This is a genomic window from Mycobacterium sp. NGS58, assembly GCF_059812385.1.
Genome location: NZ_JCALCO010000019.1, coordinates 78,194 through 100,404, shown reverse-complemented (window position 1 = coordinate 100,404; position 22,211 = coordinate 78,194). Strand labels below are relative to the sequence as shown.

The 22,211-nt window shown below is 66.7% G+C and carries 18 protein-coding genes; 8 read left to right on the top strand and 10 right to left on the bottom strand.

Annotated elements, in window-relative coordinates:
* Nucleotides 1-36 precede the first annotated feature (36 nt).
* Entirely contained in the window at nucleotides 37-2,655 is a 2,619-nt protein-coding gene (locus AC5Y4H_RS18260; protein WP_499983762.1) for an AAA family ATPase, read from the bottom strand.
* A complete protein-coding gene (locus AC5Y4H_RS18255) occupies nucleotides 2,652-3,800 on the bottom strand; it encodes a metallophosphoesterase family protein (protein WP_499983761.1) in 1,149 nt (382 codons plus the stop codon). The genes AC5Y4H_RS18260 and AC5Y4H_RS18255 overlap by 4 nt, the downstream gene beginning before the upstream one ends.
* 1,312 nt (nucleotides 3,801-5,112) lie before the next feature.
* Between AC5Y4H_RS18255 and AC5Y4H_RS18250 the strand changes: the two genes are divergently transcribed.
* Nucleotides 5,113-5,616: a SixA phosphatase family protein gene (locus AC5Y4H_RS18250; RefSeq protein WP_499983759.1), complete on the top strand. Its 504-nt coding sequence runs from the start codon at nucleotides 5,113-5,115 to the stop codon at nucleotides 5,614-5,616.
* 13 nt (nucleotides 5,617-5,629) lie between these two features.
* Here the strand turns inward: AC5Y4H_RS18250 and AC5Y4H_RS18245 are convergent, their stop codons facing one another.
* Both AC5Y4H_RS18245 and AC5Y4H_RS18240 read right to left on the bottom strand, forming a co-directional pair.
* Nucleotides 5,630-6,190, bottom strand: coding sequence for a DUF3558 domain-containing protein (locus AC5Y4H_RS18245; RefSeq protein ID WP_499983758.1), 561 nt, complete (start codon nucleotides 6,188-6,190; stop codon nucleotides 5,630-5,632).
* An 8-nt stretch (nucleotides 6,191-6,198) separates the two neighbouring features.
* On the bottom strand, nucleotides 6,199-6,756 hold the full coding sequence (locus tag AC5Y4H_RS18240; protein WP_499983757.1) for a DUF3558 domain-containing protein: 558 nt from the start codon (nucleotides 6,754-6,756) through the stop codon (nucleotides 6,199-6,201).
* Between the two features lie 182 nt (nucleotides 6,757-6,938).
* Here AC5Y4H_RS18240 and AC5Y4H_RS18235 point away from each other — a divergent pair, with 182 nt between their 5' ends.
* From AC5Y4H_RS18235 to AC5Y4H_RS18215, 5 genes are all read left to right on the top strand, one after another.
* Nucleotides 6,939-8,705, top strand: a complete 1,767-nt coding sequence (locus tag AC5Y4H_RS18235) for an ABC transporter ATP-binding protein (protein WP_499983756.1) — start codon at nucleotides 6,939-6,941, stop codon at nucleotides 8,703-8,705.
* Nucleotides 8,702-10,615: an ABC transporter ATP-binding protein gene (locus AC5Y4H_RS18230; protein WP_499983755.1), complete on the top strand. Its 1,914-nt coding sequence runs from the start codon at nucleotides 8,702-8,704 to the stop codon at nucleotides 10,613-10,615. Before AC5Y4H_RS18235 ends, AC5Y4H_RS18230 begins: the two co-directional genes overlap by 4 nt.
* 131 nt (nucleotides 10,616-10,746) lie before the next feature.
* Entirely contained in the window at nucleotides 10,747-11,103 is a 357-nt protein-coding gene (locus AC5Y4H_RS18225; protein ID WP_499983751.1) for a DUF732 domain-containing protein, read from the top strand.
* 150 nt (nucleotides 11,104-11,253) lie between these two features.
* Nucleotides 11,254-12,435, top strand: a complete 1,182-nt coding sequence (locus AC5Y4H_RS18220; protein WP_499983750.1) for a BTAD domain-containing putative transcriptional regulator — start codon at nucleotides 11,254-11,256, stop codon at nucleotides 12,433-12,435.
* A gap of 167 nt (nucleotides 12,436-12,602) precedes the next feature.
* A complete protein-coding gene (locus tag AC5Y4H_RS18215) occupies nucleotides 12,603-14,477 on the top strand; it encodes a serine/threonine-protein kinase PknH/PknJ (protein ID WP_499983749.1) in 1,875 nt (624 codons plus the stop codon).
* A 23-nt stretch (nucleotides 14,478-14,500) separates the two neighbouring features.
* Here the strand turns inward: AC5Y4H_RS18215 and abmR are convergent, their stop codons facing one another.
* Nucleotides 14,501-15,085 carry an ATP-binding transcription factor AbmR gene (gene abmR / locus AC5Y4H_RS18210; RefSeq protein WP_499983747.1) on the bottom strand — a complete coding sequence of 195 codons (585 nt, stop codon included), beginning with the start codon at nucleotides 15,083-15,085 and terminating at the stop codon, nucleotides 14,501-14,503.
* A gap of 325 nt (nucleotides 15,086-15,410) precedes the next feature.
* On the bottom strand, nucleotides 15,411-16,547 hold the full coding sequence (locus AC5Y4H_RS18205; protein WP_499983744.1) for an adenylate/guanylate cyclase domain-containing protein: 1,137 nt from the start codon (nucleotides 16,545-16,547) through the stop codon (nucleotides 15,411-15,413).
* A 25-nt stretch (nucleotides 16,548-16,572) separates the two neighbouring features.
* On the opposite strand from AC5Y4H_RS18205, the gene AC5Y4H_RS18200 reads away from it, so the two are divergent.
* Nucleotides 16,573-17,097, top strand: coding sequence for a DNA-deoxyinosine glycosylase (locus tag AC5Y4H_RS18200; RefSeq protein ID WP_499983742.1), 525 nt, complete (start codon nucleotides 16,573-16,575; stop codon nucleotides 17,095-17,097).
* Between the two features lie 49 nt (nucleotides 17,098-17,146).
* On the opposite strand, the gene AC5Y4H_RS18195 is transcribed toward AC5Y4H_RS18200, so the two are convergent.
* The gene (locus tag AC5Y4H_RS18195) at nucleotides 17,147-18,490 is read right to left on the bottom strand and encodes an amidase (protein WP_499983811.1); all 1,344 of its coding nucleotides are present in this window, start codon (nucleotides 18,488-18,490) and stop codon (nucleotides 17,147-17,149) included.
* A 124-nt stretch (nucleotides 18,491-18,614) separates the two neighbouring features.
* Between AC5Y4H_RS18195 and AC5Y4H_RS18190 the strand changes: the two genes are divergently transcribed.
* Complete coding sequence (locus AC5Y4H_RS18190; RefSeq protein ID WP_499983741.1) at nucleotides 18,615-19,049, top strand: HIT family protein; 435 nt, start codon at nucleotides 18,615-18,617, stop codon at nucleotides 19,047-19,049.
* A gap of 97 nt (nucleotides 19,050-19,146) precedes the next feature.
* Here AC5Y4H_RS18190 and AC5Y4H_RS18185 read toward each other — a convergent pair whose 3' ends face one another.
* The 3 genes from AC5Y4H_RS18185 to AC5Y4H_RS18175 are packed head-to-tail and all read right to left on the bottom strand — an operon-like array spanning nucleotide 19,147 to nucleotide 22,186.
* Nucleotides 19,147-20,178 carry an LLM class flavin-dependent oxidoreductase gene (locus tag AC5Y4H_RS18185; protein ID WP_499983739.1) on the bottom strand — a complete coding sequence of 344 codons (1,032 nt, stop codon included), beginning with the start codon at nucleotides 20,176-20,178 and terminating at the stop codon, nucleotides 19,147-19,149.
* Between the two features lie 53 nt (nucleotides 20,179-20,231).
* Nucleotides 20,232-21,362, bottom strand: coding sequence for an FAD-binding protein (locus AC5Y4H_RS18180; protein ID WP_499983738.1), 1,131 nt, complete (start codon nucleotides 21,360-21,362; stop codon nucleotides 20,232-20,234).
* Entirely contained in the window at nucleotides 21,359-22,186 is an 828-nt protein-coding gene (locus tag AC5Y4H_RS18175) for a uracil-DNA glycosylase (protein WP_499983736.1), read from the bottom strand. Before AC5Y4H_RS18175 ends, AC5Y4H_RS18180 begins: the two co-directional genes overlap by 4 nt.
* Nucleotides 22,187-22,211: the final 25 nt, after the last annotated feature.

Genomic DNA, 22,211 nt, shown 5'->3' with positions numbered 1-22,211 from the left:
CAGCGGTACCGGCGGTGGGCGGCCGGGCCGCCAGGGCTAAGCGCTGAGAACGATGCGGTGCGCGCCTTTGACACCGTCATAGCGATCGGGGCTACAGGTGAGCACGATCACCTGTCCATGGGCACCCACGGTGTCGAACAACTCCCCCATCTTGGTCAACCGGTCCGGGTCGGTGAAACCGAGCGCGTCGTCGACCACCACCGGGACGGCGTCCTCCTTGGCGACCAGGGCCGCGCCGGCCAGCCGCGCCAGGATGCCGAGTTGCTCCTTCGCGCCACCCGATAAGGATTCGTAGGGCACCGTGATCCCATTCAGGGTGCGGCTGCGGATGCACAGGTCGCTGTCGATCTCGACCTCGAAACTCGGGCCGAACACCGGGCGGCCGAGCCTCTGCAGTTCCGCGCGGTAGGGCTCAACGTAACGCTGCCGGGTGGTGTCGCGGTGGCGCGTCATGACCGAGCGCAACAGCTGCGCGGCCCGTGCGCGGCCGCCGACCTGGCTATGTTCGGCGGCGGCGTGCTCGCGTTCAGTTTCGGCGGCGTCGAGCTTGCCTTGGCGACCCTCACCGCCGAACACCGAGAGTTCGATGGTGATCTCACGCAACACGCGCGCGGCTTCTTCGTAGCGCTCGCGCACCGACTCGGCTTCGCCCTTTGCATCGGCCAGTTCAACGGCGACCGCGTCGGGTGCGGCCGCGGCCAGGGCGCCGGCGAGTTCGGTAACCCGTTGTTGCGCGGCCTGAGCCGTAACCAGCGCTGTGGTTACCGAGCCCGCGAGTTCGTCGTCACCGGCCGACGCGCGCTCGGCCGCCAGCCGGGCGGCGGCGGCGTCCAGCTCGGCGCGCTGAGTCTCCAAGCCGCTCTGCAGAACCGTTGCCCGCGTGGACAACTCGGCGAGCGCGGTCGCGGCAGCGGTGACCGCCTCGCGGTGGGCCTCGCATTCGCTCGACGCGGTCGCGTGGGCCTGAAGGAACGCGGCGAGTTCGGTGCGGGCGGCGCCGATATCCGTGGGAACGAGTTCAGCGCCGGCGAGGTCTTCATGCAGCTGCGCCAGCCGCGACCGCAGCTCGTCAACCTGTTCGTCGCCGCACAGGCCGGCCAGAGTCGCGATGAGCTGATCGCGAATGCCGTGCAGCTCGCGGCGACGCTGATCGGCGGATCGCGCCGCGGCGAGGTCGGACACCTCACCGGCCGCCAACGCGGCTGCCAACTCCTCTTGTGCCGCTGCGTATTTGGCGTGGATGTCTAGTGCGTTGGCGCTCGGAATGACCCTGGCGGTCAGGATGCCGGGAACTTCCACCGCGGTGGGCCCTGCGGCGGTGATCGACCAGCTTTGCCCGGCAGACAGCGTGATCTGTTCGCCGCCGACAACCAGTTGAATGTCTGCGGCAGCGCTGAATTCGATGGCCGCCGACGTCAGCGCCAGCTGGTCGCGGCTGCGATCGGCGAGGGCCGCGGCATCCTCGATTCGTCGCAGCAGCGCCTCGGTGATGGCGATGGTGCCGAGCTCGGCGCCAATCCGCTCGCGATGCTCCTCGATGGCGTCGATCTTGGCTAACCGGGCGGTCAACCGGTCGGCCTCTTCGCGGTTGGCGAGTTGGTCGACCGTGCGTCGCGCGAATTCGGTCCGGCGTTGCAGCTCGGCAAGGGCCGCGGTGGCCTGCTGCAAAGCGGCGCCGGCCGCTTCGGCCTCCGCACGGGCCGCGGCTTGGGCTTCCGCGGCTTCCAATGCCTGCGTTTGCATTTCGGCAACTGCGCCGGCCCGGGTATCGATTTCGGTGAGCAGTTGCCGACGTGCGTTGTGGGCGCCGTTCGCCGCTGCGGCGGTCGCGGCAGCGGCCTCGGCGACAAGCTCAGCTTCACGCCGCTGTGCTGTCAGCGCCGCAATTTTGTCGGCGGCTTCCTGCGCGGCGGCAACCCGCGGCCCGACGGCGATCCGCTGCTGCGAGAGTGCGGCAACCTGCTCGGTCAACATGGCATGTCGACCCACCCGGTCGTCGACCTCGGCGACGGCCGCCGCACTCTCGGCGACCGCGGCCTCGGCGTCGGCCAGCCGGGTTATCGCGGCGGCCCACTCGCCCGTCGGCCGCCCGGTCGGGGTGAAGTAGCGTGCGTACTCGGCGTCGATGCGTTCGATCAGCAACGGCTCGGTGCCGCACAAACTCCCTATATCGTTGGCGGCAACATCGAGCGCGCGCGAGAGCGCGTCACACCCGGACAAGTCCACCGCCGCAGTCGACGCCGACTGCAGGACCCGCTGGGCGTGCCACAGGTCGCTGTCCACCGTCTCGGCCAGCATCGCTCGGACCCGTTCGTGTGCTTCGTCGCCGGTCAGCTGTTCGCGGCACGGCCGGATCACCGTCAGCTCCGTCTCGCACTTCTTGTGAAATCGCTTGCGGTAAACGAAACGGTAAGGGCCGCAACTGATTTCTGCGGATACCTCCGAACCCACATCGCTGTGAGTGGGTTTGACCTGCTTGACTTCCTTCTTCGTCGAGCGATCCCGCGCCTCCAGGAGGAGGTCCAGGGCTTCGATCATCGACGACTTGCCGATCTCGTTCTCGCCGCACACCACCACGACGCCGTGGTCGGGAAATTCGATTTCTCGGTGCGAGATACCGCGGTAGTTGGTCAGGGTCAGCCGGTGCAGCTTCACGCCGCGCCCCGGTCGGTGAGGCGTAGCAGTAGCGCCAGCGCCGCCTGCGCATCGGCTGCGGTCGCGGAGTCCTCTCGCGCGGTGGTCACCAGCTCCTCGACCGCCGCGGCGGCGAAGCCTCCGATACCGAGGTCGCTGAATTCGCCGTCGGCCGGGATCACCGCGAGGTCGGTGCGGCGTTCCCATGGGCCCAGCCAGGCGAACAGCCGCGCGTACTTGTCCAGGCAGGCGTCCAGCGCGGCGCGATCGGTGACCGTCAGCGAGCCGGCCAGCCCCAGGCGCACAACGGTTCGCTCCTTGTCGGTGATCAGGTCAAGGTTCATGTCGAGGTCGGCGATGTCGCGGCTGCTGTCGACCTGCCGATGTATCGTGACGAAACGCCAGCTTCCGACGTGCTGCGGCGAGACGGCGACCGCCCGCTGCTGGTCGGCCTCGTCGATGTGAACGATCAGGACGTGACCGGGGTCGGATTCGACGTCGTCGAAATTGGTGACTTCCGGGGAGCCGGAGTACCAGATCCGCCCGCTGTCGCCGACCCGGGTGAGTGAGTGCTTGTCCCCCAGCGCCACATAGTGCACCGCGCCGCGGGTCAGCGCGTCGTCGATCTTGGCGAGCCGGATCAGCGAGGGCTTGTCACGATCGGGATCCAGGACGTCGACACCGCCGTGCGCGACGAGGATCCGGGTGCCCGCACCCGCGGGCAGGTCGTCGAGGACGTCGGCCACCAGGTCGGTGGTGGGCACCTTCGACCGCCACGGCGCGGCGACGATCTCCAGCCCTGGACGCACCTGATGCACCCCGGCCCGATCGAGTACCACGATGTTGTCGGGACGCTCGGCGGTGAACAGTGCGCTGGTGTACACCGACGAGGCGTCCAGGGGATCGTGGTTGCCCGGCAACAGGTACACCGGAATTCCGATGGCGCGCATGGCTTCCAGGGACTGCCCGATCACCTTGGGCGGAAGTTGATTGTGTTCGAAGACATCACCCGACACCACGACGAACTCGGCGCCGACTTCCGCGGCCAGCGCGCCCAGGCCGGCAACCGCGTCGCGCCGCGCCGCTGAATAGCGCGGCTGCGCGTCACCGGCGAGAAAGTGCCTGGTCATGCCCAGCTGCCAATCGGCCGTGTGCAGGAATCGCATGCCCGCTTGCCCCCCTTCGAAGTGCGTGTTTACCAGGGCATCGCGAGTTTAGGTCGGCCCACCGACAAGACGCGGGACCTCGATCGGCAGGTCTTGGCCCGAGAAATCCGGCGCCATCCACGGGGGCCCTGATCCGCGGGGCGAATGATGTGAAACCGGCTCAAGGCCCCAGTCAGGAACTGCTCGCGACAATGCCTCAAATGAGTTGCGCGACTGTAATCCATTTGGCGGCCTGCACAAGCTCACCATTCACGAGCCCGACCGAACCACATTGGCGAACAACACTTTCAATACGATCTCGCGAAACCCGATGAGCTTGTAGCTGCTGTGACGACCGATGCGCGTCGCGCAATGTTTGTCAGATTGGCACCGACCGGAGTCTGTTTGCGCCTGATGCGCCGTCTGCGCCGCACGCTCGAGAAGAAGCGAAGCTGGAGATGGGTGCGACACAAGCTAACTTGGCGGGTTCACCGGCCTGCCGGGATTCGGAAACGCCGGGTTCGTGTAGGCCGGTGTCTGTGGCTCATCGCCGGGATTCGGAGTCATTACCGGTGGTGGTCCGGACTCTGGCTCGGCTGATGGAGGCGGGGGTGCCCGATGTTCGGGCGGTGGCGGCTTGGGTACCAAATAGTTCTTCCACGCGCCGGGTGGATTCGGTGCAGGGCCGACGGTGTTATCCGGCCAGCGCCATGAACAGCTACCGGAAGCGCCCCCGAAATCGCCTGCAGGAATGGTCAACCCGAAACCCATGAAGCTTCCACCGATGGGGGCGTTGCCACCTGGGCCGCCCAGGTTCCATCCGCCATATTCGCAGTGCCAGTGCGTGCTGTTCTCTTCGAGAGGAAAATCGCAGTAGTACGTCGTGGCCCCCGCCTCGAAAGTACTTCCGCCAACACCGGGATAGTCACACACGCCGGGGCCTGGAAGGTTGCCGCCCGGCCCGGCCCAGGCCACCGGCGAATTGGAGATTACCCACGCGGTAACCCCCAGTGCCGCAAGTAATCTAATTTCCGTGCGCAACGACTCTTTCACTGTGACGCCTTCTGGCTTCGGCAATGGCAGCGTGTGCCTTGAGCGGCGGACTGCTATTCCAAGTTCTACAACGCTCGGGACAAATTCGCAGAGGATTTAGGATTCGTCCTCACCAGCTTGGTTCTGGCCATCGCGGGCGCGACTGTGCTGGCTCTCGGCCGACCATCTCCACTCGTCGCGCCGGCCGGATACAACCGAGCTCGGCCACTTCGTCTGCGGACCAACACGGGGGCGATGGTCATGACGATGACTCGCGCCGCACTGATTAATCTGATTTCTCGTGACCGGGAAGCGAACGTTGCTGTTGATGCGGCATGCCAAGTCCGATTACCCGCCCGGTATCACCGACCACGATCGGCCGTTGGCGCCGCGCGGCATCCGGCAGGCCGGCCTCGCCGGCGACTGGCTGCGCGCCCATGCGCCCACCATCGACTACGTACTGTGCTCCACGGCTACGCGCACCCGCGAGACGCTACTGAATACCCGCATCGGTGCGCCCGTGCGATACAGCGAGCGCCTCTATGCGACCACGCCGGGCACGATGATCGACGAGATCAACACGGTGGACGACAACGTCAGCACACTGCTCGTCATCGGCCACGAGCCGACGGTGTCGACCCTGGCGCTGGGACTCGGCGGTGCCGAAGATGCGAATACTTCCGCGGCCGAACGTATTTCAGCAAAGTTCCCAACATCGGCGATCGCGGTGCTTACTGTGCCGTGCGCCTGGAAAGAGCTGGAACTCGGGGTGGCGACGCTGATCGACTTCGAGGTGCCGCGCTGAAGCGTCAGCGCAGCTAGGAGTTGGTGGCCAGCGTCAGTTCCATCAGCTTGATGGCTTGCCCACACGCATCGATGCCCGGCGCCTGCGGGTTGATCCACCATCCGACCACCCCGGCCGCGTCGCTGGCGACACCGCACGCACCATTGGCGTCGTCGGGCCGCATCACGATCGAGTCGATGCCGGCGATCGAACGCGTCTCGATCTTGTACTTCAAGAATTCGGCGACCTTGCGCTCGTTGGACAGGCTGCCCTGCTCGAACCAGAACCGGGTGATGTCGATCAGGCCGGCCGGATTGGCAGCCTGCCAGCGGCAGATCGCACCTACGAATGTGCTCTGAATGTCGAGCGGGTCGGCGCCCACGGTCTTGGCCAGGATGTCACTGGTCAAGACCTCGCATTCCTTGAGCAGGTTCGGATACTGCTGCTGGGAGTTGTTATTGCGCGGCGCATTGCCACCCGCCTTGACCGCGTTGCCCCCGATCGAGCGCGAACAGCCGGTCAACACCAGCAACGCGGCGACCACCACGGTCGCGGCAATGCGGGCAATCCTCCTGCTGCGCGATTCGGCACGCATCACGGCTATCATTTCGAGTTCGCAATCGATTGACGAGCCAATTCTTTCGCTATGTCGCACGGCGGCGGGAACGGCTTCTGACTGAAACTGATCGACCACTCAATAAAGTCGTCCTGGAACTGAATGCCCACCTCGCACAGCGAGTCACCCAGGTTCGGCTCGTTGCCCACGGCGATGAAACCGCCGTGCCCGTTGATGTTGATGTCGTCGACGCTGGCACGCGAGAGTTCCTCGGTCTTGCGTTCGCGTCCGATGGGGCTACCGCGATACCAGGAAAAGGAGAAGTGCGGCCCGAGGATGCCGCCGCCCGCGAGCCATTGGCACCCGACGGAATTGCGGGCCGTGTTGATCAGGCCGGTGACCTTGGTCAGCTCAGCTACGGTCTGGTCGCTGATGCCGCCGCATTGCGGGAACATCGCACCATGGCTGCCCTGGCCGTTCTGCGGCGTCGACGACGCCGTCGCTCCAGGTTTGTTGCCGCCGGAATCCGAGCAGCCCGCGGTCGCGGGGATCAGGATCGCCAATGCTGACGCCACAAGAGCCAGCGCCCTCGTGTCACGCCGCACCGCTACCCTGCTTCCGTTCCGCCCACTGCTGGTCCACACGATGCACTGTAGCGGCAGCCCAGCGGGTCAACCACCGACGCGCCTGAGCAGGTAATTCGAGGCCGCCAACAAGGGCGGCGCGGACTTTGACCGTCCGGCGGTTGGCGGGGACGGCCGGGCGGACGGTATGCGACAGTTACCCAATGCTCCTGGCACTGCTGCGCCAGTACGTCCAGCCGTACCGACGGCTGGTGGCGGTGCTGATGGCGCTGCAGCTGATCAGTAACCTCGCATCCCTGTATCTGCCAACCGTCAACGCCGCGATCATCGACCATGGCGTCGCCAAGGGCGATACGACCACGATCGTCCGGCTCGGCATGGAGATGCTCGGGGTCACCGCGGTGCAAGTCGTGTGCTCGGTCGGGGCTGTCTACTTCGGCTCGCGCACCGGAATGGGCTTCGGACGCGACCTGCGCGCGGCGATGTTCGACCACGTCACCACCTTTTCCGAACGCGAGACCGCCCGATTCGGAGCGCCGACGCTACTGACACGCAGCACCAACGACGTGCGGCAGATCCAGTATCTGGTCCAGATCACGGGCACCGTTCTGGTGACGGCCCCGATCATGTGCCTCGGCGGGATCTTCATGGCCATCCGCCAAGAGGCTGCGCTGACGTGGCTGCTGTTGGTCAGCGTGCCGATCATGGCGGTGGCCAACTACTGGGTGATGTCGCACATGCTGCCCCTGTTCCGTCGCATGCAGGGCCTGATCGACGGCATCAACAGAGTGATGCGTGACCAGCTGGCCGGCGTCCGGGTGGTCCGGGCATTCGCCCGGGAGGATTTCGAGCGTGACCGCTTCGCTCGCGCCAACACCGCGCTCTCGAAGACCGCCCTGACCGCGGGCAACTGGCAAGCCTTGATGCTGCCCGTCACCACGCTGACCATCAACGTGTCCAGCGTTGCGCTGATCTGGTTCGGCGGATTGCGCATCGACCGCGGGCAGATGCAGGTCGGCTCGTTGACCGCCTTCCTGGCCTACTTCACCCAAATCCTGATGGCGGTGTTGATGGCGACGATGACGCTGGTGGTGTTGCCGCGGGCCGCCGTCTGCGCCGAACGGATCACCGAGGTGCTCAGCACCCGCCCCGCCGTCACCGACCCCCCGAATCCGCGGTCCCCACGCGGCGCGATCACCGGGGCGGTGCGCTTGGACGACGCAACGTTCACCTACCCGGGTGCCGATCGCCCAGTCCTGCAGGGAATTTCCCTCACCGCGTCGCCCGGAACCACCACCGCGGTCGTCGGCAGCACCGGTTCGGGCAAGTCGACGCTGGTCTCACTGATCTGCCGGCTTTACGACGTGACCGGCGGAGCCGTCACGGTCGACGGCATCGACGTCCGCGATTACCAGACCGAGCGGTTGTGGTCCGCGATCGGCCTGGTTCCCCAGCGCGGCTACCTGTTTTCCGGGACGGTCGCCGACAACCTGCGCTATGGGGCCGTCCCACACCAGCCCGTCACCGACGAACAGATGTGGGAGGCGTTGCGGGTAGCCGCCGCAGACGATTTCGTGCGAGCCCACGACAACGGGCTGCACATGCGCGTGGCCCAGGGCGGCATCAACTTCTCCGGCGGACAACGCCAACGACTCGCCATCGCCCGGGCGGTGATCCGCCGCCCGGCGATCTACTTATTCGACGACTCGTTCGCCGCGCTCGATGCGCGCACCGACGCACGGGTCCGTGCCTCGCTGCGGGACGCTTGCGGTGATGCCACCATCGTGATTGTCACACAACGTATCTCGATCGCTGCCAATGCCGACCAGGTGGTCGTGATCGACAACGGGAACCTGGTGGGCGCGGGCACGCACGAATCGCTGCTGACCGACTGCGCGACTTACGCCGAATTCGCCGATTCGCAGTCGGTCGGCGCCGTGCGATCGGGCCGAGTCGGGGGCCCGCCGTGACCCGCGCGACCGTCCAGGCAGCCGGCCGGCCCACCCCCGGCACCCGGTCGCGTGACTTCTGGGGCTCTGCCGCCCGTTTGGTGAAACAGCTTGCGCCGCAACGACGGCTGTGCGTCGCGGTCATCACCTTGGGAATCACCGGCACGGCGATCGGGGTGGTCGTTCCGCGGATCCTGGGGCATGCCACCGATCTGCTGTTCAACGGCGTCATCGGACGCCAGCTCCCCGCGGGGTTGACTAAGGCGCAGGCGGTCGCCGCCGCACGCAGCCGAGGCGCCAACACTTTCGCCGACTTGCTGTCCGGAATGAACGTGGTGCCGGGCCACGGCGTCGACTTCGGGGCGGTCGCCCGGACCCTGACGCTGGCGTTGGGCCTTTATCTTGTTTCCGCGGTGCTGCTTTGGGCTCAGGCCCGGCTGCTCAACGTCACCGTGCAGCGCACGATGGTAGCGCTGCGCTCCGATGTCGAGAACAAGATCCACCGGTTGCCCTTGTCGTACTTCGACGGCCGCCAGCGTGGTGAATTGCTCAGCCGCGTCACCAACGACATCGACAACATCCAATCGTCGCTGGCGATGACGATCAGCCAGCTGCTGACATCGATTCTGACCGTGGTGGCGGTGCTGGCGATGATGCTGTCCATCTCGCCGCTGCTGGTGGTGATCACCGTGCTGACGGTGCCCTTGTCACTATTGGCGACGCGGGCGATCGCGCGGCGTTCCCAGCGGCTGTTCGTCGCCCAATGGTCCAGCATCGGTCGCCTCAACGCCCACATCGAGGAGACTTACAGCGGTTTCACCGTGGTCACGACATACGGGCACCAGGCGGCGGCGCGCGAGCAATTCCGCGCCCTCAACGAGGACGTCTACCACGCCAGCTTCGGCGCTCAATTCTTCTCCGGGCTGGTCGCACCAGCGACAACGTTCATCGGCAACCTCGGCTACGTCGCCGTCGCGGTGGTGGGAGGTCTGCAGGTGGCCACCGGTCAGATCACGCTGGGCAACATCCAGGCGTTCATTCAATATGTGCGGCAATTCAACTCACCACTGAGCCAGCTGGCGGGGATGTACAACACGCTGCAATCGGGGGCGGCCAGTGCCCAACGCGTCTTCACGCTGCTCGACGAACCCGAGGAATCGCCGGATTCCGCGCCTGCCGCGCAACCCAGGCCGGCCGCCACCGCACCGCATCAGGGGGGACGGGTCGAATTCGCCAACGTGAGCTTCTCCTACCGCCCGGGCACTCCGGTGATCGAAGACCTGTCCATGGTGGCCGAACCGGGCAGTACTGTGGCGATCGTCGGGCCGACCGGAGCGGGCAAGACCACGCTGGTGAACCTGCTGATGCGGTTCTATGACGTCGATGCGGGCCAGATCCTGCTCGACGGTGTCGACATCACCACGATCGACCGCCGGTCGCTGCGATCGCGAATCGGCATGGTACTGCAAGACACCTGGCTTTTCGAAGGGACGATAGCGGAGAACATCGCCTACGGACGTCCCGATGCCGGCGACGACGAGGTTCGCGACGCCGCGAAGGCCGCGTACGTCGACCGTTTTGTGCGGGCGCTACCGGCCGGCTATCTGACGCGAATCAGCGGCGACGGCGGCAACATCAGCGCCGGAGAAAAGCAGCTGATCACCATCGCGCGCGCATTTCTCGCCCGCCCACAATTGTTGATCCTCGACGAGGCGACCAGTTCGGTCGATACCCGCACCGAGGCGCTTATCCAGCACGCGATGTGTGAACTGCGTCGCGATCGCACGAGTTTCATCATCGCGCACCGACTTTCGACGATCCGCGATGCCGACCGAATCTTAGTGGTCGAGGCCGGCCGGATCGTCGAACAGGGCAATCACGCCGAATTGCTGGCACGGCGCGGCGCGTATTACGCGATGACCCAGGCATAGGGCCGCGGGTCCGGCAGTCGCATCGACAAGCGGCCGCGATCGCTGCCAAGAAGTTATTGAGAAGACACCCAGGAACAAACGAGACGCTGGGATCGTCCTACTCAGGAACGCACCTGAAAGGGGTGGCAGCAATGTTCTCCCGCCGCATCATCTCCCGCCTCATCACCATGGCCACCACCGCCATCGGCAGCGCCGCCGTCGGGCTTGCGGCCGTTGGCATGGCCGGCAGCGCCGCAGCGATGTCAGTGCAGACCGCGGATCAGGCGTTCCTGGGCCAGATGCAAAGCCTCGGCGTCGCTTTCCCGTCGACGCAAGATGCCGTGCGAGCGGGCCACGAGGTGTGCACCGGCCTAGCCGCCGGCCAGACCCGGATCGCCGTCACGGTCCAGATCTTCCGTCACACGAACCTGACTCCGCCGCAGGCGGCCGAGGTGGTCAGCGCGGCGACCGACGCCTACTGCCCGCAATTCTCCGGACAGCCCGCCTAGTCGACCCGCCGGCCGCTGAAACAACTCCTCGCGTCGCGCTGCGTACGAACAGATTTCAGTCATTCGGTATCCATTGCGGTGATGCGGCGAGGTTTGTCGCAATCGTGCCCGAATCCGCGCGGTTGGCGTCACAATCACAAACGTGAGCTCATGGCATCCGGCGCCGCGGACGCGGAAAGCCTGGTAGGCGCGATGGCGGACAAACGTCTCGAATTCGGTCTGCTCGGACCGTTGGAGTTGGGCGTTGACGGTGCTCTGGTGCCGTTGGGCACGCCCAAACAGCGAGCGGTGCTGGCCATGCTGCTGATGAACCGCAACGGTGCGGTCGGCGTGGACCGGCTGATCACCGCCCTGTGGGACGAGTCGCCACCGTCGGGGGCGCGGGCCAGCATTCACTCCTACGTCTCCAACCTGCGAAAGCTGCTGACCGGTGCGGGCGTCGACCCGCGCACGGTGTTGGTCGCGGCGCCGCCGGGTTATCGGCTCAACATCCCCGATGGCGCTTGCGATCTCGACCGCTTCACCGCCGAGAAGTCCGCCGGCGTGCACGCGGCGGCCGCGGGCCGCTTCGAGCAGGCCAGTCAGCACCTGTCGGCCGCCCTGGCCGAGTGGCGCGGCTCGGTGCTCGGCGATCTGGAAGACTTCCGCTTCGTCAACGCCTTCACCACGTCCCTCGTCGAGGAGAAGATACTGGCCCACACGGCGCAGGCCGAGGCCGAGATCGCCTGCGGACGTGCCCATACCGTGATCACCGAATTGGAAGCCCTGACGGCAGAACATCCTTACCGCGAGCAGCTATGGGCTCAGCTGATGACCGCCTACTACCTCACCGATCGCCAATCCGACGCGCTGGCCGCATACCGCCGCGTGCAAAAGTCGCTTGCCGACGACCTCGGAATCGACCCAGGCCAGAACTTGCGGACGCTCAATGACCGGATCCTGCGCCAAGAACCGCTGGACGCCAAGAAGATCGCCATGACGACCGCGGCGGTGGCGATCACCGTGCTCGAGCAGTACACGTCAGAGAACAGGGCGGTCGCCTACCTGCACGAGATGTCCGGGCGCAGGTATCCACTGCAAGGGTCGACAACGATTGGGCGGCTTGGCGACAACGACATCGTCCTGGACTCTCCCAAGGTGAGCCGCCACCACGCCGTCATCGTCGACACCGGAAGCGGTTACATCATCGACGACCTGCGGTCCTCGAACGGCGTGCACGTGCAGGACCAACGAATCCGTTCGGCCGCGACCTTGCGGCACGGCGACCGCGTCCGGATCTGCGACCGCGAATTCACCTTCCAGATCGCCGCTCACAACGGCGGCGAGGGGTAGGACCTCAGCACCCGCCCCGACACGCGCGGCAATTGTTCCCGTTATCGTGCGGTGGGACGCCTGCGCGCTTACCGTCATGATTGCTCAGTCACGGGTTGCGATCATGTTCGGTCCGCAAAGTCTTGGATGAGACCGGCGGGCCAGGGGTTGGGTTGGAAGGATGAGGAATGAGTGACGAGCAGTCCTCACGGGCGGGGTCGATGTTCGGTCCCTACCACCTGAAGCGGCTGCTGGGCCGCGGCGGGATGGGTGAGGTCTATGAGGCCGAACACACCGTCAAGGAGTGGACGGTCGCGGTCAAACTTCTCTCCGAAAGCTTCAGCAGAGACCCGGTGTTTCGCGAGCGTTTGAAGCGCGAGGCGCGCACCGCCGGTCGTTTGCAGGAACCGCACGTGGTGCCGGTGCACGACTACGGCGAGATCGACGGCCAGATGTTTCTCGAGATGCGCATGGTCGAGGGCACCGACCTGGACAGCGTGCTCAAACGCTTCGGCCCGCTGACCCCGCCCCGCGCGGTCGCCATCATCACCCAGATCGCCTCGGCGCTCGACGCCGCCCACGCCGCCGGAGTGATGCACCGCGACATCAAACCGCAGAACATTCTGGTCACCCGTGACGACTTCGCCTACCTGGTCGACTTCGGCATCGCCAGCGCCACCACCGACGACAAGCTCACGCAGCTCGGCACCGCGGTCGGTACCTGGAAATACATGGCGCCAGAACGGTTTTCCGACGCAGAGGTCACCTACCGCGCCGACATCTACGCACTGGCCTGCGTGCTGTTCGAGTGCCTGACCGGATCCCCGCCCTATCGTGCCGACAGCGCCGGCGTCCTGGTCTCCGCGCACATGATGGACCCCATTCCCGCGCCGAGCGAGCAGCGCCCCGGCGTCCCCAAGGCCTTCGATGCGGTAATCGCTCGCGGCATGGCCAAAAAGCCCGAGGACCGCTACGCCAGCACGGGTGACCTGGCCCTGGCCGCCAAGGAGGCGCTCAGCAACCCCGACCAGGACCGCGCCGCCACCATCTTGCGCCGCAGCCAGGAAGCCGCAGTGCCCACCGTGGACATCCCCGGCGCGCAGGCCCACGCCGCCCCAGCGTTTCCGCCGGCGTACCAGCCCACGTTCAACACCCCACCGCCATCGCCCTTCGAGCCGCCGTCTGCGCCCAGTTCCGGTCCGATACCGTCACAGGGCGCTCAGGCGTGGACCCCTACCAGCGGGCCGATCCCGGCGGCCGGACAGCCCGGGCCGCCCTATTATCAAGGCGGCAATGCCAATTGGGGCGGCCCGCCACAGTTCACCAGCTCGACGCCGTGGGGCCAACCCGCGCCCAAGCCCCACCGCAATATCTGGCCCATCGTCGCGGCCGTCGCCGTGGTGCTCGTGGTCATCGCGAGCGGGGTGGGTATCTGGCTCGTCTTTCGGCCCAAACCGGAACCACCGCAGGCGGCGCCGTTGGGGCCTGACCGCCTCAGCGGGCTGCTACTCAGTCCGGCGGACATCAACACCGTGATGGGCTCGTCATCGATGCAGCCGGGCAAACCGATCACGTCGACGGACACCTCCTCGGTGACGGTGTCCGCGCCCGATTGCCAGGGCGCGCTCTACACCACCCAGGATCCCGTGTACGCGGGCACCGGTTACTCGGCCGTGAGTGGACTGGTGTCTTCGGAGGCGGGCGACAACTACGACCACTGGGTCAACCAGGCCGTGGTGTTGTTTCCGTCCGCCGAGAAGGCCAAGAGCTTCGTGGAGAACTCCGCGGAGAAGTGGAAGGGCTGTGCCGGGAAGACGGTGACCGTCACGAACAAGAGCAAGACCTATCGGTGGACGTTCGCCCAGGTTCAGGGTGCCCCACCGAAGGTCACGCTGATGGACACGCAGGAGGGCGCGGACGGCTGGGAGTGCCAGCGCGCGCTCAGCGTGGCCAACAACGTGGTCGTCGACATCAACGCGTGCGGGTACCACATCAGCGATCAGGGCGGCCAGATCGCCGACAAGGTCGTCGCCAAAATCGACAGCGAGAAGCCGGAAGGCTGACCGCTACGGCGCGACGGCCGTGGTCACGACGAAAGATCGGGTCCCTGCGCGCGGAGGTCATCGACCGCCGACATCGCGCCGCGCAATTTGGCCAGCCACTCGTCGGCGTGTTCACCCACCAGCTTCACCGACCACGCGAGGGCGTCGGCGCGCGAGCGGGCGACACCGGCGTCGACCAACGTGTCCAGCACCTGGCGTTCGGGTTGCTTCAGCCGCGTCATGACGGGTACGGCGATGTGGGTGAACAGAATTCGCTCGGTGCCCGTCGTGGAGCCGACCTCCACGCCCCAGGAAACCTTGCGTCCATAGCGATCCTGCGCTTCGTCGGCGATATGCATCCGCTCCGACCGGGTGTCTTCGCGGAATCGTGAAGCTCGCCCGGCCGCGCGGGCCTCGCTCGCTTCACTTTCGGTGCTTCCCGGATCCGGGAGCTTCCCGATGACGGTGATTTCTTCGCGGTCCACGACGACCGTGGGGTCGCCATCGAACCAACTATCCGGAAGGCGTCCGGCGAACCATTCTGCGGCGTCGCCGGCGTCGGGTTGCTGGGCTTGCTGCCAGCCCCCGGAGCGGCCGTAGCGCCGCCCGTGTGTGTGATGAGGCTTCATGATTACATGATTACACCGTTACAAGTCCGAGGGAATAGCGTTTCACCGGCGGCGAACACGGGTCGGGACGAGGAGCCGCCTCCCGCGGTCCGGCTCCCCGGGCAAGGGGTCTGTGAGGACACAAGCCGACCGAGGAAACCCGTTGATCTGGGTTGTTCGACGGCGTAGTTTGGGGAGCGAAGCAGGCCCGGAAGCGACCAATTCGAAGCGCCGGAACACGGGGTAGGAATCCGGCCGCGTAGGACACGCGTAAGACGGAGTCAGACGCCCCCTGGAGTCGCGCCGGGCCTGCCCATGTACCGGTCGCCGGCCGGACAGCGTGCCATCAATCGTCGCCGCCCCGTCGGATGCGAAAGAGTTTCACCTCGTTCTTGATGCCCTTGAGGCGACGGGCGCCCGCGAACGACCCGGAGAACTCCCCGCCGTCGCCGATCTCGTCCCAGACCGAATCCGCGACCAGGACGGTGCCCGGGCGCGCAACATTGGTGACGCGGCTTGCCACGTTGACGGGACTGCCGAACCAATCGCCGGCCCGGCTCACCGCCATGCCGGACGCCAATCCTGCTCGCAATCGGGGAAAGTCGTTGTCGGTGTCGACGGCTTCGACGAGCTTCACGATGACGTCGAGCAACGGCAGCGGGTCGGGGCAGACAAACATCACCGCATCACCGATGGTCTTGATGAATCGCACCGGTGGCACGGTCATGTCCCGGGCGAGGATCGCCAGCCGGTTGGCCAGGTGGCCAAGCTCTTCGGGCGTCACCGCCTCGCCGATCCGGGTGAAGCCGACCAGGTCCGCGAAGGCCACGGTGATCTGGCGCGCACCGGGGAGTGGCTTACCGGCCGCGCGCTCCGCGGCATTGACCGCCTCGGTCTCCATCATGTGCCGCAGCTGCATGAACAACATGTGCTCGATCATGGGGCCCAGTATGGGAGCGATCTCGGTCACCAAAGCCTTTGATGCTTTGGCGATTTCGAGCTCGGTGGCCCCGGGGCGCATGATCGTCGACAGCGCCGTGTATCGCATGACTTCGGCCGCGCGTGACAGGCCCTCGGCGAGTACCCGGACCACCAGAACCAGCTGTTCGGGATCCAACCCCAGCTCCACGAATCGCTGAGTGAAGGCGGCGGCCTCACCGTCGGCACGCATGTGCACCACCGCGTCGGGGTCGTCCACACGGACCAGGCCGATCGCGCGCTGCACGCGCTGCAACAGCCCCAGGTCGATGCCATGGGCCTCGCTGATCTCGCGGGTGGACACGTAGGTGCCGTCGTCGCCGATGAGGTGTCGCGTGGCCAGCAGCAGCGGCGGATTGGTCGCGCGGATCTCCTCGGCCGTCACGCCCTGCTCGAACAGCCATTTCACCAGTTCGGCCCGTTCGGTGCGTGCGCTTCCCTCGAGCCCCTCGAGCAGATCGTCGATGTTGTCGTCGGCCCCGTCCTGCACGTCGCCAACGTACATCGCGGACGAGCCATGATGTGAGGTGATGAGCACACCGCTGCTGCGGGGATTCCCGCCGGTCGTCGATGAGCGCGCCAGATTGCTGATCCTGGGTTCGTTTCCCAGTGCGCAATCACTGGCGGCGGGCCAGTACTACGCCAATGCGCGCAATGCGTTCTGGTCGATCACCGGTGAGCTGTTCGGCTTCGAAGCCGCCGCACCCTACGACAGGCGGCTGGCGGCTCTGCAGTCACATGGTGTCGCGGTTTGGGATGTGATTCACGCGTGCCGCCGGGTCGGCAGCGCCGACTCGGCGATCGAACTGAAGAGCTTGGTTGCCAACAATTTTGGTGATTTTTTCGCGCAGCACCCGACCATCACGACGGTGTACTTCAACGGAGTCAAGGCCGCCGACCTCTTCCGCCGGTTGGCGCCGGCACCCGATCGGATCCGGTATCAGCGCCTGCCGTCGACCAGCCCGGCCCACGCGGTGCGGCCGGGCGCCAAGCTCGCGGCCTGGCGGGTGATCGCGAGCGCGGCGCAGCCGGGCGAAGCGGGTCACCGCCCATAGACCCAGCGGGTGATCGCGAGCGCGGCGCAGCCGGGCGAAGGGTAAGCGCCTATGACACCGGCGGCCGGTGGACCGCCCACGGGTGAGCCGCTTCGATCTGCGCCGACAGCGACAGCAAGGTCGCTTCGTCGTATGGCCTGCCGACGAGTTGAACCGACATCGGCAGGCCGTCGCCGTCGAAGCCCCACGGCACCACTGCTGCGGGCTGTCCGGTCAGGTTCCAGACCTGTTGATAGGGAACGTATCGTCCCACCCTCAGCAGCGTCGACACGGCGCCGCGGCGTTGATAGGCGCCGATACGGGAAGGGCCGGTCGCGGTCCCGGGGGTGACGACGACGTCGACATTGTCGAAGATCGCCTGAATCCGCGAGACCACCGCACCCTCGTTCGCCCGGATGGCCTCCATTCGCCGGTCCGAGAAGAAAGATCCCAGTCGGGCGATGGTGCGGGTGCGCGGTTCCAGCCGTTCGGGGTGAGCGAGGGCGTCCGCGTCGTCGCAGATACCGCGCAAATAGCGGGGCAGGTAGTTGGTGAGGATCGCCGAAACCGGATATTCGGGGTCGGCCGTGATGACGTCATGGCCAAGGTCGCGAAGCAAGGCACCGGCCTGGTCGACCGCAGCCAACTCCGCCTTGCCGACCCTGACCGGCAGCGGGGTTGGAACCTTAATGCTCAACGCGATTCGCAACCGGGCCGGACTGCGCCCCGCCGCGCTCACGAATTCGCCTTCGGGACCGGACACCGTCGACGTCGCATCCAGGAACACCGCCGCATCCATCACCGTCCGCGCGATCGGGCCGTTGACGCTCAGCCCATACCAGGCATCGTCGTGCGGTTCCAGCGACACGCGATCGCGTTGCGGCTTCAGGCCGAACAGGCCACACCACGTCGCCGGGATGCGAATCGACCCGCCCCCATCTGACCCCAATGCCAGCGAAGCCAACCCCGCGGCGACCGCGGCGGCGCTCCCACCGCTACTGCCGCCCGGGGTGCGGGTCAGATCCCACGGATTACGGGTGGCTCCAAAGTTGGTCGACTCCGTGTAGGGCAGCATCATGAGCTCGGGCACGTTCGTCTTGCCGATGATGACCGCACCCGCGGACCGCAACCGGCGCACCACCTCCGCGTCCGAGGTGACGGCGGGCCGGTGACCACCGCTGCCGAACGTCGTCACCTGGCCGGCGACGTCGACATCGTCTTTGATCGCGATCGGGACCCCGAGCAGCGGTAGCCGCTCGCCCGCATCCAGGCGCTCCTGCGCCACCGCGGCCTCATACCGAGCCTGATCGGCGAGCACCACGCGGTAGCACCGCAGCTGGCTGTCCAGCCGGGCGATCCGCTCCAGGTAGACCTCGAGCAATTCCGGCGCGGTCAGTTCACCGTCGGCGAGCATGCGCGCGTGTGCCGCCGCGCCGGCGAAGACGAGATCGTCCACCGCGGCAGCGTATCCCCCCAATCGCAGCAGGCCGCGACTGGTCTCGCGTGGCGATAACGCAGCAACCAGTACCGTGGGCGACATGTCCTGCGTGTTCTGTGCGATCGTCGCCGGCGAAGCCCCGGCCATCCGGATCTACGAAGACGACGACTACTTGGCCATCCTCGACACCCGCCCGTTCACCCGAGGCCACACGCTGGTCGTGCCGAAACGGCACAGCATCGACCTCACCGACACGGCGCCGGAGACACTGGCCGGCATGGTCACGCTGGGCCAACGCATCGCCAGGGCCGCCCGCACCACCGAATTGGCCGATGCGACCAACATCGCCATCAACGACGGCAGCGCCGCGTTTCAGACCGTATTCCACATCCACCTGCATGTTTTGCCACGGCGCAACGGCGACAAGCTGTCGGTAGCCAAAGGACTGCTGCTGCGCCGCGACCCCGACCGGGAAACCACCGGCCAGATTCTGCGCACCGCATTGGCCCGCATCGATGCGAGTCAGTCGGATTGAGCCCATCGTTGGGCGTCCAACGGTCCGCGCGACCAGAGCGGCGGCCAGGCGCTCGACCGTTATCGCGACAGGTCCGCCACGCCGGCGCGTCGGAAGGCTAAAACAGCTCCTTGGCCAGTAGCTCGAGCGTGGCGACGCGTCCCGGTGCGGTGGCAGGATCGGTGCCGCGGCGGGCCGAGGCCACCGGGTTCACCATGACTTCGTCGACGACAAACCGGTCGGCCAGTGCCCGGATCTGGTCGGCGGCCTCGGCCGGTGCCCCCAAAACGGCGCGTTGCAAACCACTCTCGACGATCCGCTGTTGTTGGCCGGTCAGCTGGGCGACCGCAGCCTCCTCGACGAGTGGCACGGGCCCGAGTGGCTGGCCGGTCCGGAGCCGGGCCATCATCTGCAGGTTGGGCAACATCAAAGCCGTTGCCTCTTCCCGGGTTTCGGCCACCGCCGCATTCACCGTCAGAAACGTCAGCGGCTCGGCCGTCAGCTTACTGGGCTTGAATCGCGAGCGGTACAGCTCGAGCGCCTCTTCGGTTCCGTTGCCGGAGAAGTGATGCGCGAACACGTACGGCAGGCCCTTGGCAGCGGCCAGGTGCGCCGAGTACATCGACGAGCCCAGCAGCCACAGGCGCGGTTCAGCTACCGCGGCCGGGGTGGCCTTGAGGGTGTAGTCACCCGAGCGCAGCGGAACCCGCACGCCGCGTGCGCTCATCAGCGCCGCCACGTCGTCGAGGTATTCGGGGAAATTCTCGATGTCGCGATCGTCCCGGGCTCCGCGCAGCGCATAGGAGGTCACGGGATCGGAGCCGGGCGCCCGGCCGATGCCGAGGTCGATCCGGCCCGGGGCGGCGGCTTCCAGGAGTGCGAACTGCTCGGCCACCGCCAACGGGGCGTGATTGGGCAGCATGACGCCACCCGAGCCCAGCCGCAGCTGCGAGGTCTGCGCGGCCAGGTAGGCGAGCACCACCGGTGGGCTGGTGGCACCCACCGACGGCATGTTGTGGTGCTCAGCGACCCAGAAGCGGGTGAAACCCAGCCGATCCGCGGCTTGCGCCAGCTGCACGGTGGCCGCCAGCGCGTCAGCGGTCGTCTGGTCGGTGCGCACCGGGATGAGGTCAAGGACGGAAAGACGCACGATGGCGTCAACGCCCGCGGGCCCGCAAACGTTCCCGCTCCCCTTGATCCGGCTCAGTAGTCCTTCAGCGTGATAGAGGCGACTATCCGGTCGAATACCTCTTGCGGTATCGGCGCACCGCCCGGAATGTTGTCCACCACCAACCACTGATTGCGCTTGACATAGTCGCTGAATTCGCGGTGATAGTTGGCGAACGCGGCTTCGTAGTCGACCGTCCCGTCTCGCGAGGCCGCCTTGAGCTCACCGGCCAGGATGTAGGCGCCCAGCAGCGCGACACTGGTGCCCTGGCCCGACAGGGGCGAACAGCAATATCCGGCGTCGCCGACCAGCGCCACCCTCCCCCGCGACCAGCGATCCATCTTGATCTGCGACATCTCGTCGAAGTAGAAATCGGGCGCGCCGCGCATGTACTCGAGCAGTTGCGGGCGCACCCAGCCGTCGCCGGCCATCCGCCGCTCCAGCTCGGCGAACTGCGCCGCGGTGTCGCGGTAGTCGATCCGCAGGTCGGTGTCCATGAAGCCGATCATGGCCCGCGCCTCGGCGTTGTTGCGCGCGCTGTAGACCCCCGCCATGCTGGCATCGCCGTAGTGCCACATCTGCCAGTAGTCCAGATCCAGGAAGTTGGGCACCGTGAAGATTGCCGCGTGCGTGCCCAGCCTCTCGATGAAATCCTCTTCGGGCCCGAAGACCAATCGCCGCACATTCGAGTGCAATCCGTCGGCGCCGACCACGAGGTCGAAGTTGCGCGGCGCGGCGCGCTCGAAGGTGACGCGAACCGCCGCGCCATCGTCCGCCACGGCGGTGATGGTGTCATCGAAGAGATATTCGGCCGTCCATTGGCTTGCGCCATAAAGCAATTCGACCAGGTCGTCGCGCAGCAGCTCGATGTTGGGGCTATCAACGGGCCCATCGGTGGGTGTCGATTCGGTGTCCCGGGACAATTCGTTGCCGTCGCGGTCTACGACGGAGGAGCCCTGGATTTGCGTCTTGCGTTTCTGGGCCGCGCCCAACAACCCCATGCGCTCGAGCACCGTCAGCGCCGGCCCCCGCACGTCGATCGCCTGACCGCCCGGCCTCGGCCCCCGATGGCGCTCGACCACGGTCACCGAAAAGCCGTGCCGCCCAAGCCAAAAGGCCGCCGCCGCACCCGCGACACTGGCGCCGGATACCAGAACCTCGGTCACTTGATCCCTGCCAGTTCCTTTGCGTTGCGGAAGACGTCGTCGAGCATTGCTGGTGTCAACCTACCGGTGAACATGTTTTGCTGGCTCGGGTGGTAGCAGCCGAGCAATCGCACACCGGGGGCCAGGTCGGCAACGACGCCGTGACCGAAACGGGGCTTACGCCCGGTCGAGGTCCCCGGTAGGCGCAGCGCGATCTGCCAGCCGAACCCGCCCAGGGCCACAACCACGCGAACATCGTCTGCCACCAACCGCCATTCGGCCTGCAACCACGGCCAGCAGGTGTCCCGCTCCTCCGGCGTCGGGGCGTTGGCGGGGGGCGCGCACCGCACCGGCGCGACGATGCGAATCTTCTTGGTCTGCAACCCATCCGCAGCGTCGACACTGGTCGGCTGGTTCACCAGTCCGGCCCGGTACAGAGCCGCGTACAACTGGTCGCCCGAGCGGTCGCCGGTGAACATCCGTCCCGTCCGGTTGGCGCCGTGCGCGGCGGGCGCCAACCCGACGATCAGCAGCCGGGGCCGCCCCGACCCCCAACTCGGTACCGGCCGCCCCCAGTACGGTTGGTCGGCAAAGGCCCGGCGTTTGACGACCGCGATGTCCTCGCGCCAGCTGACCAGTCGCGGGCAGGCCCGGCAGACGCTGACCAGCGCGTCGATTTCGGGGATCGAGCCGGCGTGCTCGGCGAGGTCGGCGACCGCGTCGGCATCGGCCGCCACGGGTGTCCGCGGGGTGGCCGGATCGCCCGGCCATCCGGTGCCGGCGCCAACAGGGGAGCTGAATGCCTGGCCGGTACGTGGGTGGGCGAGCACACGAACATCCTGCACGAGTGGAAAAATTGGGTCGCCGCAA

What these genes read in the sequence shown, in the direction of transcription:
- AC5Y4H_RS18220 (WP_499983750.1), top strand. Translation starts at nt 11,254, where the DNA reads ATGGCATCCGGCGCCGCGGACGCGGAAAGCCTGGTAGGCGCGATGGCG.
- AC5Y4H_RS18190 (WP_499983741.1), top strand. Translation starts at nt 18,615, where the DNA reads ATGTCCTGCGTGTTCTGTGCGATCGTCGCCGGCGAAGCCCCGGCCATC.
- AC5Y4H_RS18245 (WP_499983758.1), bottom strand. Translation starts at nt 6,190, where the DNA reads ATGCGTGCCGAATCGCGCAGCAGGAGGATTGCCCGCATTGCCGCGACC.
- AC5Y4H_RS18225 (WP_499983751.1), top strand. Translation starts at nt 10,747, where the DNA reads ATGTTCTCCCGCCGCATCATCTCCCGCCTCATCACCATGGCCACCACC.
- AC5Y4H_RS18235 (WP_499983756.1), top strand. Translation starts at nt 6,939, where the DNA reads ATGCTCCTGGCACTGCTGCGCCAGTACGTCCAGCCGTACCGACGGCTG.
- AC5Y4H_RS18205 (WP_499983744.1), bottom strand. Translation starts at nt 16,547, where the DNA reads ATGTACGTTGGCGACGTGCAGGACGGGGCCGACGACAACATCGACGAT.
- AC5Y4H_RS18215 (WP_499983749.1), top strand. Translation starts at nt 12,603, where the DNA reads ATGAGTGACGAGCAGTCCTCACGGGCGGGGTCGATGTTCGGTCCCTAC.
- AC5Y4H_RS18255 (WP_499983761.1), bottom strand. Translation starts at nt 3,800, where the DNA reads ATGCGATTCCTGCACACGGCCGATTGGCAGCTGGGCATGACCAGGCAC.
- abmR (WP_499983747.1), bottom strand. Translation starts at nt 15,085, where the DNA reads ATGAAGCCTCATCACACACACGGGCGGCGCTACGGCCGCTCCGGGGGC.
- AC5Y4H_RS18200 (WP_499983742.1), top strand. Translation starts at nt 16,573, where the DNA reads ATGAGCACACCGCTGCTGCGGGGATTCCCGCCGGTCGTCGATGAGCGC.
- AC5Y4H_RS18195 (WP_499983811.1), bottom strand. Translation starts at nt 18,490, where the DNA reads ATGCTCGCCGACGGTGAACTGACCGCGCCGGAATTGCTCGAGGTCTAC.